Annotated in this window: 14 protein-coding genes; 8 read left to right on the top strand and 6 right to left on the bottom strand. The window is 40.6% G+C overall.

Annotation, left to right across the window (positions count from 1 at the left end):
- The 3 genes from AB7E53_RS01350 to AB7E53_RS01340 form a co-directional block, all read left to right on the top strand.
- The coding region (locus tag AB7E53_RS01350) for an NADH:flavin oxidoreductase/NADH oxidase (RefSeq protein WP_446773713.1) at positions 1-1,013 on the top strand (1,013 nt) is incomplete at its 5' end.
- Between the two features lie 53 nt (positions 1,014-1,066).
- Entirely contained in the window at positions 1,067-2,050 is a 984-nt protein-coding gene (locus tag AB7E53_RS01345; RefSeq protein ID WP_446773711.1) for a redoxin domain-containing protein, read from the top strand.
- A 7-nt stretch (positions 2,051-2,057) separates the two neighbouring features.
- The gene (locus tag AB7E53_RS01340) at positions 2,058-3,608 is read left to right on the top strand and encodes a glycosyl hydrolase family 18 protein (protein ID WP_446773709.1); all 1,551 of its coding nucleotides are present in this window, start codon (positions 2,058-2,060) and stop codon (positions 3,606-3,608) included.
- Positions 3,609-3,711: 103 nt separating this feature from the next.
- Here the strand turns inward: AB7E53_RS01340 and AB7E53_RS01335 are convergent, their stop codons facing one another.
- From AB7E53_RS01335 to dnaG, 3 genes are read right to left on the bottom strand one after another with little or no spacing between them, the layout of a single operon-like run.
- Positions 3,712-5,037, bottom strand: a complete 1,326-nt coding sequence (locus tag AB7E53_RS01335; RefSeq protein ID WP_446773707.1) for an ABC transporter permease — start codon at positions 5,035-5,037, stop codon at positions 3,712-3,714.
- Positions 5,034-5,954, bottom strand: coding sequence for an ABC transporter ATP-binding protein (locus AB7E53_RS01330; RefSeq protein WP_446773705.1), 921 nt, complete (start codon positions 5,952-5,954; stop codon positions 5,034-5,036). The genes AB7E53_RS01335 and AB7E53_RS01330 overlap by 4 nt, the downstream gene beginning before the upstream one ends.
- Before the next feature lie 13 nt (positions 5,955-5,967).
- On the bottom strand, positions 5,968-8,031 hold the full coding sequence (dnaG, locus tag AB7E53_RS01325; RefSeq protein ID WP_446773702.1) for a DNA primase: 2,064 nt from the start codon (positions 8,029-8,031) through the stop codon (positions 5,968-5,970).
- 128 nt (positions 8,032-8,159) lie between these two features.
- Between dnaG and AB7E53_RS01320 the strand changes: the two genes are divergently transcribed.
- On the top strand, positions 8,160-8,666 hold the full coding sequence (locus AB7E53_RS01320) for a TlpA family protein disulfide reductase (RefSeq protein WP_068187274.1): 507 nt from the start codon (positions 8,160-8,162) through the stop codon (positions 8,664-8,666).
- A 67-nt stretch (positions 8,667-8,733) separates the two neighbouring features.
- Here AB7E53_RS01320 and AB7E53_RS01315 read toward each other — a convergent pair whose 3' ends face one another.
- Positions 8,734-9,864 carry an aldose epimerase family protein gene (locus AB7E53_RS01315; protein WP_446773700.1) on the bottom strand — a complete coding sequence of 377 codons (1,131 nt, stop codon included), beginning with the start codon at positions 9,862-9,864 and terminating at the stop codon, positions 8,734-8,736.
- 176 nt (positions 9,865-10,040) lie between these two features.
- Between AB7E53_RS01315 and AB7E53_RS01310 the strand changes: the two genes are divergently transcribed.
- Together AB7E53_RS01310 and AB7E53_RS01305 are read left to right on the top strand one after the other, a co-directional pair.
- Positions 10,041-10,835 carry a thymidylate synthase gene (locus AB7E53_RS01310; protein WP_421467078.1) on the top strand — a complete coding sequence of 265 codons (795 nt, stop codon included), beginning with the start codon at positions 10,041-10,043 and terminating at the stop codon, positions 10,833-10,835.
- 28 nt (positions 10,836-10,863) lie between these two features.
- The gene (locus tag AB7E53_RS01305) at positions 10,864-11,361 is read left to right on the top strand and encodes a dihydrofolate reductase (protein WP_079684360.1); all 498 of its coding nucleotides are present in this window, start codon (positions 10,864-10,866) and stop codon (positions 11,359-11,361) included.
- A 156-nt stretch (positions 11,362-11,517) separates the two neighbouring features.
- On the opposite strand, the gene AB7E53_RS01300 is transcribed toward AB7E53_RS01305, so the two are convergent.
- Positions 11,518-11,718 carry a hypothetical protein gene (locus AB7E53_RS01300; RefSeq protein ID WP_079684359.1) on the bottom strand — a complete coding sequence of 67 codons (201 nt, stop codon included), beginning with the start codon at positions 11,716-11,718 and terminating at the stop codon, positions 11,518-11,520.
- Between the two features lie 362 nt (positions 11,719-12,080).
- Complete coding sequence (locus AB7E53_RS01295) at positions 12,081-12,479, bottom strand: hypothetical protein (RefSeq protein WP_079684358.1); 399 nt, start codon at positions 12,477-12,479, stop codon at positions 12,081-12,083.
- Positions 12,480-12,576: 97 nt separating this feature from the next.
- Between AB7E53_RS01295 and purT the strand changes: the two genes are divergently transcribed.
- Together purT and AB7E53_RS01285 are read left to right on the top strand one after the other, a co-directional pair.
- Positions 12,577-13,758, top strand: a complete 1,182-nt coding sequence (purT, locus tag AB7E53_RS01290; protein WP_079684357.1) for a formate-dependent phosphoribosylglycinamide formyltransferase — start codon at positions 12,577-12,579, stop codon at positions 13,756-13,758.
- Between the two features lies 1 nt (position 13,759).
- Complete coding sequence (locus AB7E53_RS01285; RefSeq protein WP_179398541.1) at positions 13,760-14,638, top strand: 1,4-dihydroxy-2-naphthoate polyprenyltransferase; 879 nt, start codon at positions 13,760-13,762, stop codon at positions 14,636-14,638.
- Positions 14,639-14,694 lie beyond the last annotated feature (56 nt).

Below are 14,694 nucleotides of genomic sequence, written 5' to 3'. Positions count from 1 at the left end.
ACAGAATTGCGATTTCTCCTATGTGTCAGTATTCGGCCGAAGATGGATTGGCCGGCGACTGGCATTTTGTTCATTACGGCAGCAGGGCTGTTGGCGGTGCGGGACTGATCTGCCTGGAGGCTACAGCAGTCTCTCCCGAAGGAAGAATATCCCCCAAAGATTTAGGTATTTGGTCCGACCACCAGATTGAACCTTTACAGCGAATAACGACATTTATACATGGTCAGGGTAGTGTGGCAGCAATTCAGCTTGCTCATGCCGGACGTAAAGCTTCGCATAGTGATCCGGGGAATGGTGATTGTCAGTTGCATCCGTCTCAAGGTGGATGGATAACCGTTGCGCCCAGTCCCATTCCATTTACCGAAGGCGAATCGATTCCTCAGGCATTGGACACCGAAGGTATCGACAAAGTAAAATCCGATTTTAAATTGGCTGCAGTCAGAGCCTTGAAAGCCGGTTTTAAGGTAATAGAGATACACGCGGCTCATGGATATCTTTTACACCAGTTTTTATCTCCCCTCAGTAACGAACGTTCCGATGCGTATGGAGGTTCCTTCGAAAACCGAAGCCGCTTGCTTATGGAAGTAGTACGCGAAGTACAGTCTGTTTGCCCGGATGGATATCCGTTGTTTGTGAGGTTGTCTGCAACCGACTGGACCGAAGGGGGATGGGACATAGAAGAAACGGTGCGCTTGTCGGCACAACTAAAAGAGGCCGGAGTTTGTCTGATCGATTGCAGCACAGGAGGAAACGTGTCCGGAGCCCGTATACCCGTTGCCCCCGGTTACCAGGTACACTATGCAGCCCGGATCAGAAAGGAGGCAGGTATTGCTACCGGTGCAGTAGGTATGATAACCAATGCTGCTCAGGCCGAAGAAATTTTACAACAAGGCAAGGCCGATCTTATTTTTATAGGCCGGCAGTCGCTCCGCGATCCATATTTTCCCCTGCATGCAGCTAAGGAGTCGGGCGACGAGGTATTGTATCCATATCAATATGCACGTGCTAAGTAAGTCGTGAACTTTCATTATATTTGTATCATTACAACAATCATAAACTAGTTAATATGAAAAGGTATTTGCTTATCCTGCTTACAATCTGTGCATTTGTCTCCTGCGCCAAAAAGGAGGAGGGTTTTGTTATTAACGGCGAATTAGCCAACACATCCGAAGGGATGATCTATTTAAAATCGTTCCGTAATAAAATGTTTTTCAATGTAGACTCAACCCAGATCGTAAATGGAAAGTTTACGTTTAAAGGGAAAGTGGACATGCCTTCTCTGTATGGATTACAGACAGAGGATATGCAGTATCCTATTCAATTCTTTGTGGAGAATGCAACTATGACGGTTAAAATAGCAGACGACCTGGATGCTGTAACAATTACAAACTCTCCTGCAAACGATTTGTATCTGGGTAATGCCGAAGCAGTGCTTGAAGATAATTATAACATTGATAGTCTGGTTACTGCTAATACGACTTCGCCTGTAGCAGCATTTTTCTTGTATCGCTACTTTACCTATCGTGTTCCGCTGGATCAGCTTAAAACGATCCGTGCTAAATTCGCTCCGGAGCTTAACGCTACACCCTATCTGCAGGATCTTGATAAAATTATCGCCACCCTGGAGAATATTCAAATAGGTAAGGTTGCTCCGGAATTTGCGCTTCCTGACACAGCCGGTGTGTCTGTTTCGCTCTCTTCTTTCCGTGGTAAATATGTGCTGCTCGACTTCTGGGCTTCCTGGTGTCCTCCATGCCGTAGGGAAAATCCCAATGTAGTGGCTACTTACAACCGCTTTAAAGATAAAAACTTTACGGTGGTGGGTATTTCTCTGGATGAAGATAAATCAAAATGGTTGCAAGCCATCGGCGACGATAACCTTACCTGGACACATCTGTCTGATCTCAAATATTGGGATTCCGAAGTGGCAGAGCTTTATGGTGTAAGAGCTATTCCATCCAATGTTCTGTTGGACCCGGAAGGTGTAATTATTGCTAAGGATATCCGCGAAGAGGCATTGCCTGCAACGTTGGAGAAGCTATTAAAATAAACTACCTATGAAAAGAAAACTTTTGTTGACCTTAATGGCATGTATCGGATTGCTAGTCTACGCAGGCGAATCAGATCCGTTTGAGGCTTCGGTTCGTACCGCAGTTGAAAGGCAATTACAACAATATCCTAAATCTACGCTGAAAGATCTGTATAAGAATTTCTTTCAAGATATTTATGGCCCCGGGCACCTTGTCAACGACACGGCTTCGTCCGGGGCTTATCTGCGTAAGGAACTTGCGGGAATGCGTCATTCTTCTGGAGCGATCTGTGAGCCAACCGGAAGAGAAGGTAACTTCTACCGGGTCAATCTTTCTGTAATCAAGGAGAATCAAATAGGTTATGAGACCTTTTTCGATGCTTTTGTGCGCAGTGTAAATGGTATCAAACCTATGCCTGTAAGGGAATGGGCTGTACAATGGGAGCAGATTCAGAAGGTAATTGATAAAATGAATCTGCAGCTCGACGATTATGAAGCCGACAAGCTCTTTATCCGGTCAAACCTGGATAAAGGCGAGTTTGTTGGTCACCACAGTAAGGCTTTCGAAGTCAATTATACCCCTCATTACAGAATAATCAGTAAAGAGGTTTTTGAAAAAGAATTTCTTCCGTTGCTTCGTAATAGCAACAAGCCTTACATCGTGGCATACGTAACATCGTGGTCGGCTAGTGTACCCGATACACGGTATGTGACTCATATCAACTATGCTTTTGGTCATGTAAATGAGCGGTTCGATGGATTGAAAATTGACAATGAAAGCCGACTTACGGAGATTGCCCAACTTAAAAGGTATTCTCCAACATTGAAAGTGCTTCTGTCTGTGGGTGGATGGGGTAGCGGCCGGTTTAGTGAAATGGCTGCTAACGAAACAACTCGTAATCTATTTGCGGCAGATTGTAAACGGGTGGTCGATCAGTTTAATCTGGATGGCATTGATATCGACTGGGAGTACCCAACCAGCTCGGCAGCAGGAATCTCGTCGTCGCCCGGGGATAAGGAGAATTTCACCTTATTGATGACATCCATCCGCCGGGCAATCGGTGCCGACCGGTTGCTAACGCTGGCTTCGGTTGCTACAGCTAATTATATTGATTTTAAAGCCATTGAGCCTGTGGTTGATTTTGTTAATATAATGACATACGATATGGGCAGACCTCCGGTACATCATGCGCCGCTATATCGCTCGCATCTGGTACGTGGCTTGTCGGTTCACGAATGTGTAGAGGCATATGTGCAGGCAGGTATGCCTCTTACTAAATTAACTATGGGAATCCCTTTCTATGGACATGGCAAAGAATATCTTCCCGATTTTATTGACTATAAAGATATTATGAATCTGGAGGGTTATGGCTGGCGCTGGGATGATAAGGCGCTGGTTCCCTACATCACCAATGATAGAGGGCGCATTGTTTGTACATACGAAGATCCGAGATCTATAGCTGTTAAATGTAGCTATATTCTTGAAAAGGGAATGTTGGGTGCCATGTATTGGGAATACGATGGCGACGATACGACAGGAACTTTGCGGAAAGCTGTTTTTGAAGGCGTAAGAAAATAAAATGTAAAGAGCATCTTGATGCTACTTACGATGTTTAATAGAAAAAGAAAGAGGCAGTTTCGTGGTTGAACTGCCTCTTTCTTTTATTCGTATAGTTGAACATTTATTTATACTTAAGCCATTTGATCATCTCTTTAATGGTTGGTTTTTTACCATACATCAGGATTCCTACTCTGTAAATTTTGGCAGAGAACCATATAATGCCGATAAATGTAATATAAAGCAATCCAATTGATAGAAGCTTTTCCCACAAAGGAATCTCAAAGGGTAGCCGAATCATCATTACAATGGGAGAGGTGAAAGGAATTATAGAACACCAGAAGGCTAATGGTCCGTCCGGATTTTCCATACTATAAATTCCTGCGTAGAGCGAAAACATCATGAATACCATAATGGGAGTCATAAACTGTTGCGTGTCTTCCTGACTATCAACTGCAGAACCTATGGCTGCAAATACAGATGCATACAACATATAACCGCCAATAAAATAGATAACAAAGAAAAAGCCAATTTCTGCCCAGTTGATCGTCTGAAGCATTCCAAGTATTTTAACAGCTGGCTCCTGAGATGCTTCAGCCATCCCCGGCATCGTTCCGTTAGCACTCATCATAGCTCCTTGTTGCATCATTTGAGCATCTACAGTCCCCCCCATAAAGAGAAATTGACCGCCCATAATCAATGTCAGAGTAAGAATGGCCCATAAAAGCATTTGAGTGAGCCCAACGAATCCGATTCCTATTATTTTACCCATCATGAGTTGAAACGGACGAACCGACGAAACCATCAATTCTACAATGCGGTTGGTTTTTTCTTCCATTACTCCTTGCATCACCATGGCCCCATAAACCATAATAAACATGTACGAAATAACGGTGAATAACATACCAACTATTGATGCAACCAAAGCGGAAGATTCACTTTCGCCTCCATCTTCACTCCATTTAATCGTGTTGATTTCAAACTTGATCTGACTCTCTTTAATAATCTCTTTCAGGTTTGGAATATTATAGGTGGCCATCTTGGCATTTTCAAGGTACCTGCTTAAGGTTTGATTAACGATCCTGCTAAGCTCTCCCGGAATCTGTTTTTCGGAATATAAAGTGGCCGCTTTAGGATTTTCCAATAAATTGTCTGATATGCTTAAAATTGCAAAAACAGATTTGTCATCAGATGATTTATATTTTTCCAAAGACTCGGTACCTGCTATGAATTTATAATTATCCGTATTTTCGAATAAGGGTGCATACACACCTGTACGATCCAAAATTACTACATTCTTAACTTCATCTCCTTTGATAGATGAAAGCCAGAGGGGGACAAATATAAGGGCTGAAAACAATATCGGAGTAAGAAACGTGAGGATGAGGAACGATTTTTTACTTACCCTGTTCAGATATTCTCTTTTGATGATTATTCCTATTTTACTCATATTTGTGGTTTGTTTTTACCTGCAACGGTATTAATAAAAATTTCATTCATAGAAGGTAGCTCTTCTGTAAATGCAATGATTTCATTCTGCTTCAATATAGACATAAGCAGCTCAGCGTTGCTTACATCATTGCTTTTACGAAGCAATACTTCCAATGAGTTTTGTCCTTGCTTTTGCGATAGTATGGAATACTGATCGGCAGAAGACAGCAGGGCGGTACCTTTTAATTTTATTTTAAATGTATTGGTGCGAAAACGTTCCCTTACTTCTGTAACATGACCGGATAACACTACCTGTGCATGATCTATTAATGCTATTTCATCGCATATTTCTTCCACAGACGACATGTTGTGCGTAGAAAAGATGATGGTGTGACCGGCATCCTTGAGTTCTAAAATTTCTTTCTTAAGCAAATCAGCGTTTACAGGATCGAAGCCGCTGAAAGGTTCATCAAAAATTAATAGTTCGGGATTATGAATCACCGTTATTACGAACTGTACTTTCTGTTGCATACCTTTCGAAAGCTCTTCAACTTTCTTGTTCCACCAGGGCATTATTTCGAATTTCTCGAACCAATGGCTAAGTCTTTTTTTAGCTTCAAAATAATCCAGACCTTTTAATTGTGCCAGGTATAGGGCTTGTTCACCCACCTTCATTTTTTTGTATAATCCCCTTTCTTCAGGCAGGTAGCCAATTTTAAAAATATCTTCCTGCATGGAAGGCCTTCCATTAAACAATACTGACCCGCTGTCTGGTGCCGTAATACGGTTGATAATTCTGATCAAAGTGGTTTTTCCGGCTCCATTGGGACCAAGAAGTCCGAATACCTTGCCTTGGGGTACTTGTATGCTCACCTTATTCAGGGCCAGATGGTTAGCATACTGTTTAACCACGTCATTGGTTTCTAAAAAATTCATGTTACAATTGTTTTTACATTTTTAGTATGATTCTTTCACCTAATTCTTTTGCTAACGCACTTTTAATGGCATTCAGATTTGATAATTCTTTCATAAGCTCGATCGACTTATCCATATTTTTTTCTTTCTGCGCCTCTTTCAGCTTTTGCTGTGTATCCTTTATCCGGTTTATTATGTAAGCATCTTTCAAAGCATACAAATCCCTTAATACAAACGATTCAAGTCTGTCTTTTTCCTCTTCAATCTCTCTGTATTTGGTGTGATATTTACTAAGCTGATATTTATCGCTTAACAAATTGGCTGCCAACTTACTTACATCGGGGTTGGAGTGACTTAAAAAGTAACGCGAAGATACAAATCCGGATGAAGGACACATCGCGGCAGCAGATTCCAACATTTGTCTGTACATCGGATTCAAGAAGGTAAGATCGTCTTCCTCCAAGCTGTGTTTAATAAATTCTGCTACTTTTATAACTATATTTTGTTGTGTTTCAGTATCAGTATAATCGTATAAAACAGATTCGCCGTACCTAACAACGTAACGAAGCAATGCCAGTTCGTACACTTCATAGGGAGAAGGCCTGCGCAGGGAGGGCTGATGGATTTGTTGCCCGGCCTGAATAACAGCCTCTTCCGGAAGATATCCCTCGGGAGGGAATGGGGGAGCTTCAAAAGGCATTCCTTCGTCCATATATTCGGGTAAAGGAGGATAGTCTGGTACTGGGGTTGCCGGAACCTCTTGTACCGGAGCCACACCTGCCTGCTTTTCATTTTTAGTACGGACTATCTTTACTATTTCATTCAACAGCACCCGTTCGTCTATTTCCAACATAGAACTACATTCCCGTATATACACAGAGCGTGCAATTTCATTTGGAATAATGGCAACAGAGCGAACAATATCTGAGATAAGATTCGATCGTTTTATAGGGTCGCCCGCTGCATCATCCAGCAGTAACTGCGTTTTAAACCGGATGAAATCAGTCTCATTCCGTTGAATAAATTCGGTAAACTGACTGGCGTTTTGTTTTCGTGCAAACGAGTCGGGATCTTCTCCGTCCGGTAAAAGAACCACTTTGATATTCATACCCTCCTCCAGTAACAAGTCAATACCGCGAAGAGCTGCTTTGATACCTGCAGCATCTCCGTCATATAATACTGTTATGTTGTTTGTAAAGCGATGAATCAGCCTGATCTGTCCGGGCGTAAGAGCTGTGCCGGAAGATGCGACTACATTCTCAATACCCGCCTGGTGCATAGATACCACATCGGTATATCCTTCAACTAAAAAACAGCGGTCGGCTTTAACAATAGCCTGTTTGGCAAAATAAATACCATACAGCTCGTTGCTTTTATGGTAGATTTCGCTTTCTGGAGAATTAACGTATTTAGCAGTCTTCTCGTCTTTTTTTAGAATTCTCCCTCCAAAAGCCACCACTTTGCCACTCAATGTGTGAACCGGAAAGATAACGCGTCCGCGAAAACGGTCGGCCACCCCTCCATTGTCGTAGGTGATGATCAGTCCGGTCTTTTCCAGAAATTCTTTTCTATAACCACTCCTGGTTGCTTCCTGATAAAGGGCGTCTCGTTGTTCCAGGCTATATCCCAGCTGAAACTTTCGTATAATATCTTCCCTGAAACCTCTTTCAACAAAATATCTCAAGCCAATACTTTTACCTTCCATATGTTCGTGAAGCATGGAAGAAAAATACTTTTGAGCGAAACTGTTTACAATCAGCATACTCTCGCGATCGTTCTTTACCTGCTTTTCGGCTTCGGTAAGTTCACGCTCCTGTATTTCAATATTGTATTTTTTTGCCAGCACCCTCAGAGCGTCAAAGTAGCTCACCTGCTCGTGCTTCATTATAAAGTGCACAGCAGTGCCTCCTTCGCCACAAGCAAAACATTTGCAAATGTTTTTTGAAGGTGAAACGTAAAATGAGGGAGTTTTATCTGAGTGGAACGGACATAAGCCTACATAATTCACTCCCCGTCGCCTGAGGGTAACGAATTCGGATACTACGTCAACTATATTTGCAGCATCCAGGATTCTATCTATTGTAGGTTGGTCGATCATATTTTTTCATTAAATGAGTTACAAAGATAATGAAAGAAGCCGATAAATTTAGGAAGTTATATAATTTGGATTTTCGTTTGCAAGATTAATGTATATTTGCAGCATGCTAAATATAATAAAAACTGAATATGAAGAATCTTTTTTTGACGGCAATCCTAGCCCTTACTTTTATTGGAGCAAAAGCACAAAGTCCCAATGATGACCTGGTAAAGGTTGGAGATAAAATGCCTGCGTTTTCTATTGTTTCGGATAATGGCGAGGTAATTAGTTCGGATAAGTTTAAAGGGAAAGTAATACTGATCAATTTTTTTGCTACGTGGTGTCCTCCTTGTCAGAAAGAACTTGCATCGGTTCAACAAACATTATGGCCCAAGTACAAAGACAATAATAAATTTGAGATGTTGGTAATTGGCCGGGAGCATTCAGATAAGGAATTGGCTACCTACAACGAAAAGAAAGGGTTTACATTTCCATTGTATCCCGATAAGAACAGGGCTATTTTCGGGGCTTTTGCAAAGAATTTAATTCCCCGTACTTACTTAATTGGTAAAGATGGAAAAGTACTTTATGCCGGTAAAGGATATACCGATAAGGAATTTACCGAATTAATGGAAAAAATAGAGAAGACATTGTAATAATCTATTGCAAAGCAGATAAAAATAGGCGGAGTTCCGATTTGGATACTCCGCCAATTTTATTTGTTTACTTATTTACTACCAGTTTATAAATACATTTGCTAGTGTATTTTTCACCTGGTCTGAGTACAGTCGAGGGGAAGGCCGGTTGATTAGGGCTATCTGGATAGTGTTGTGTTTCAAGACAGAATGCACCGCGATGAGGGTAAACAGTACCACCTTTACCTTTGTCTTCACCTGTCATAAAGTTGCCGGTATAGAATTGCACCCCAGGTTCTGAAGTATAAACTTCAAGCGATATTCCGCTAGTCGGACTGGTGGCTTTGGCTGCCAATACATTAATATCTCCTTTAGAGTTTAAGATCCAGTTATGGTCATAGCCACGACCTTTAACCAATTGCTCGAATGTTAAGTCTATCTGTGCACCAATAGCAATGGGGTTGCGCAGATCCATGGGGGTACCTTCAACAGACGGTGTTTCACCTGTAGGAATCAACAAGCTGTCCACCGGAGTATAGGTGTCGGCATTAATCCTGATGTCGTGGTCAAGAATTGTAGAACCCGGTACACCAGATAAGTTGAAATAACTATGGTTTGTCAAGTTAACTACCGTTGGCTTATCTGTTTCTGCTTCATATGCCAGTTCGATGGCATTGTCGTCAGTCAGGGTATATGTAACTTTTATTTGCAGGTTACCAGGAAATCCTGCCTCGCCATCTTTAGATAGATAGGTAAGTTCCAGTGTCTGGTCGTTTAACTGTTTTGCATCCCAAAGTCTGGTATGATAACCTTCTGGTCCACCATGTAGACAATGACCGTTGTTGTTTTGAGGAAGTTGGTATTCTACACTGTCTAAAGAGAATTTACCCTGGGCGATTCTATTTCCGTAGCGACCGATCAAGGCTCCAAAATTACCATCGGATTTCAAGTAGTCGGATATGCTGTCGTATCCAAGCACTACATCAGTCATCTTTCCGTTTTTATCCGGAGCCATCAATGATACCATTCTGCCCCCATAGTTGGTGATACAAGCTTCTAAACCATTTTTGTTTTTCAGCACGTATAATGCAGTAGGTTTACCTTCTACTTCAGAAACGAAATTCGACTTTAAAAGACCGGAAAGTGTGGCCTCTTCTTTTTTTTGTGTACATGCAAACAGTGTACATGCAGCAAGAGCTGTAATAAAAAGTTTTTTCATCTCAATAGGACTTTTTTTTAATAATTAAACAATCCTTGCAAAGGTATACTTTTATCATAAATTATATGCTTTGAATAACAAAAAGTTAATGTCTTATCTAAAAACTATTTAAATATTTTCGTTTGCAGAGTCATATAACTTTTGTACATTTGCCAGCCTGGACTATATTTTACGACATGAAACAGTATTTATCATTGCTGGAAAGGGTTTTAGCTGAAGGAGTTAAGAAAGAAGACCGGACAGGTACCGGAACTTTGAGTGTGTTTGGTCATCAGATGAGATTTGATATGTCGGAAGGATTTCCTTTACTGACTACCAAAAAAACGCATCTGAAATCCATTATTTATGAATTACTTTGGTTCCTTAAAGGGGATACTAATGCAAAATATCTGCAGGATCATGGTGTTCGCATATGGAATGAATGGGCTGACTCCAATGGTGATTTAGGTCATATTTATGGATATCAGTGGCGTTCGTGGCCCGATTATAAAGGAGGGGCTATAGATCAGATAAGTGAAGCTGTACATGCAATTAAACACAATCCTGATTCAAGGAGAATAATTGTTAGCGCGTGGAATGTCGGCGATCTTGAAAACATGAATCTGCCTCCCTGTCATGCTTTTTTTCAGTTCTATGTTGCCAATGGTAAATTAAGCTTGCAGCTCTATCAGCGCAGTGCTGATATTTTCTTAGGAGTTCCCTTTAATATTGCATCTTATGCCTTGTTGCTTCAGATGATGGCGCAGGTTACCGGCTTACAGGCTGGCGACTTTGTCCATACTTTGGGCGATGCACACATATATAGCAATCATCTCGAGCAGGTAAAATTACAGCTCACAAGAGAGCCTCGTAAATTGCCTCGGATGTTGTTAAATCCGGAAGTGGATAGTATTTTTGATTTTAAGTTTGAGGATTTTGAATTAGTAGGATACGACCCACATCCGCATATTAAGGGAGAAGTGTCCGTTTGAATCTGGTGATACATTAATATTCTATATTATGAGTACGATTTCAATTATAGCAGCGATTGCAGATAATAATGCAATTGGAAAGAATCAGCAATTGTTATGGAGTTTGCCTTACGACATGAAACGATTTAAGAGTTTGACTACAGGCCATGCTGTTGTGATGGGACGTAAAACATTCGAATCTTTGCCCAATGGGGCATTGCCTAATCGGAAGAATGTAGTTCTTACCACTTTACCTGAAGCTATTTTTATGGATAGTTTTGCATGCGAATCTATGCATGACGCATTGAATCTTTGTGAAAACGAAGATGAAGTATTTATGATAGGAGGGGCGATGGTTTATCGGCAGGCACTTAAAATTGCCGACAAAATGTACCTGACCCTTGTGCACCATACTTTTGAAGACGCTGATACATTTTTTCCAGAAATAGATTATAGTGAATGGATAGAAACGGAACGTCAGGACTTTCCTGCAGATGAAAAGCATGCTTATCCATATACGTTTGTAACCTATATACGGAAAAAATAAAATAGTTTGGTGATACGATTCGTATTAATGGACTTCGTGCGCGTCTTTGTTTAAAAAACAAAGCAGTGTTTAATAATGTGTTATTCTAATAATAACATAAAATGGCTGTTGATTTATATCAACAGCCATTTTCCTTGAAATTAAAGGAGCTTTATCTTAATGAGAATGACCGCTTTTTCCGGATTCTTTAATTCCTCCAATAAGTCTTAATACAAGTGTGGTGACTGCAGAAATACCTAAAGCGATCATCGTGATGTTTTTTGCAGTTTCATCGTTAAATTCTGATGTGCCTACCAATACCAGGCCTATAACAGAAAGCATCAGCACGGCATCAATCAAGTCTTTGTTTATTTTCATTTTAGTATGAATTAATATGTTTTTATATCTATTTATTTACTTTCGCTGGATTCTTTTGACTCAGATTTGCTCAAGCTCTTTGAGATGCCATATATACCTATAATTAAGGATGCCATTACAACAACCAGTTTCAAATATACATTGGGGATAATTGATGAACAAGCCAGAATACAGCCAAGAATTGTAAGAGCTATGTAGAAATATGTTTTGAACTTTGATGAATTATTTGTTGCCATAATTTTGATATTTAAATAGTTAATAATCATAGATTTGCTCTATTTATGAATAGTTTACACAGAGCATATATATATTGTGTATGAATTTTTTCACACACAAATAATAAACATATGAATATTAACGATCTAAATAATAATCTTTCGCAGTGCAAATACATGATATCCTGCACTGGAACGCAAGGCAGAAACTAGCAACGATTCGGTCAGCGCTACTCCTTCAGAGGTTTTGCGTAATAAATTTTCTTCCTTGATCCGGACATCCTGAAGGATCTTCTCAGCCAGGCGGGTAATTCGTTCGCATAAAAAAGAAGGTGTAAGCTGAACTGTTCGTGGAGTTAAACAAGTTGAAGTGCTTAGATCGCTTTTGAGAGTCATGATGCGATCTTGTATGTCTGAATAATCGTTTTTTTCTTTTACTACTTCATTATTTGATGCAGCAAACTTGTCATTACCGGACCCGAATTGATCCGGGTTCAGCAAGAATATGCCACAGAAAAGTAATATCAGATAAAACAATTTTTTCATGTTGCAAATATAGGGATTTAAATAAGTTTTTCTTCTTTCGGGTTGCACAATTTTAGATTAACAGGTACTTTTGCATAAAATTTAATATATTGACATTATGGTAAAGATAGGCACCCCTCTGTCCCCTTGTGCGACAAAGGTAGTACTTTGCGGATCAGGAGAACTTGGTAAAGAATTTGTAATTGAATTGCAACGCTACGGAGTAGAAGTAATTGCCTTGGATAAATACCCCAATGCACCGGCCATGCAGGTGGCTCATCGCTCATATGTAGTTTCAATGCTTGACGGTGCCCGTTTGAGAGAGATTATTGAAAAAGAAAAACCCGACTATATTGTTCCGGAGGTGGAAGCTATAGCGACTACTACGTTAATGGAGCTTGAGAAAGAGGGATACCATGTTATACCTACAGCAAAAGCCACTTATCTAACGATGAATAGAGAAGGAATTAGACGTCTCGCAGCAGAGGAGTTGAATATTCCTACTTCACCCTATCGTTTTGCCAGTGATTTCGAAGAATTTTCGGAGGCTGTTAAAACGATTGGCATGCCATGCGTTGTTAAACCTATTATGAGTTCGTCTGGTCATGGACAAAGTGTTATCCGTAAAGAAGAAGATATACAACATTCGTGGGATTATGCCCAGGAAGGTGGTCGTGCCGGAGCAGGCAAAGTGATTGTTGAAGGTTTTGTCGATTTTGATTATGAAATTACACAACTGACAGTTCGTCATATCAATGGAACCTCTTTCTGTGAGCCAATTGGTCATATTCAGGTGGATGGAGATTATCGTGAATCATGGCAACCCCAGCAAATGACTTCTTCTGCTAAAGAAAAGGCTCGCGAAATTGCCCGTAAAATTACGGATGCTTTGGGAGGAAGAGGTATTTTTGGCGTAGAATTGTTTATAAAAGGAGACGATGTGATTTTTAGTGAAGTATCTCCTCGACCCCATGATACAGGGATGGTAACTATGATTTCGCAGGATCAGTCACAGTTTGCCCTTCACGCTCGTGCGGTACTTGGATTACCTATTCCAAATATTACTTTTCACGGACCATCAGCTTCACGTGCTATTGTAGTTGAAGGAGATAGCAATCAATTGCAACTTGGTAATTTGGATCAGGTATTAAGCCAGCCCGATACACAAATGAGATTTTTCGGTAAGCCGGAAGTTCACGGTCACCGTCGTATGGCTGTTTTACTTGCTCGTGGTGCTTCGGTAGAAGAGGCCCGCAGCAAGACCGGTTTTGCGTCAGATGCATTGGATATAATTTTATGAAATGAATAAAACTCCTATACAAGCTTGGATAGAAGCAGCCCGTCCCAAGACATTGCCAGCTTCTTTGAGTCCTGTTTTGGTTGGATCGGCATTGGCCTATCGTGATGGTGCCTTTGAAATGGCTCCTGCAGTAATTTGTCTTATGGTCGCCTTACTGTCGCAGATTGCCAGTAACTTTGCAAACGACTATTTCGATTATAAGAAAGGGGCGGATAAAGAAGATCGCTTAGGCCCCGAACGTGCAGTGGCCTCTGGATGGATTGCACCTAAAACAATGCTTATAGCTACGTTTATTACTTTGGGACTCGCTTGTTTGTGCGGATTATTGCTATTGTTTTATGGAGGCTGGGTGCTTCTTCCGGTAGGAATTGCAATTGCAGTATGTGTATTGGCTTATTCGGCTGGCCCGTTTCCTTTAGCATACAATGGTCTTGGTGATATTTGTGTATTATTATTCTATGGTATAGTTCCGGTTGTTTTCACTTATTTTGTACAAGCAGGTAGTATTACCTTGTTGACATTAATATTGTCTGTTGCCATGGGGCTTCTTTCTGTTAATATTTTAATAGTGAATAATTATCGTGACTATTTTCAAGATAAGGAAGTTAACAAGCGTACTACTATTGTGTTGTTTGGCAGGAGATTCGGCCGTTGGTTTTATCTGTTCAATGGAGTTGTGCCAATCTTATTGGTCATTCCATTAATAATGCAGAGCGCTGCATGGATAGTGGCATTGTTTGGAATCTTTTTTGTGATGTTTTACCAAACATGGCGAGAATTATGTTCTCTTGAAGGAAAAGCATTGAATGTTACATTGGCTTATACCGGAAGAAATGTACTGCTGTTTGCTTTGTGCCTTACTGCTTTGTTGTTATTTTAGATAATTTATTTATTAAATATCTTTGAATTTAACGGATAACATTCAGAGCATACGGC

Source organism: Macellibacteroides sp. (assembly GCF_050251695.1).
GTDB lineage: Bacteria > Bacteroidota > Bacteroidia > Bacteroidales > Tannerellaceae > Macellibacteroides > Macellibacteroides fermentans.
Note: the sequence above shows the minus strand (reverse complement) of the source record. Positions and strands in the feature narration are given on the sequence as shown.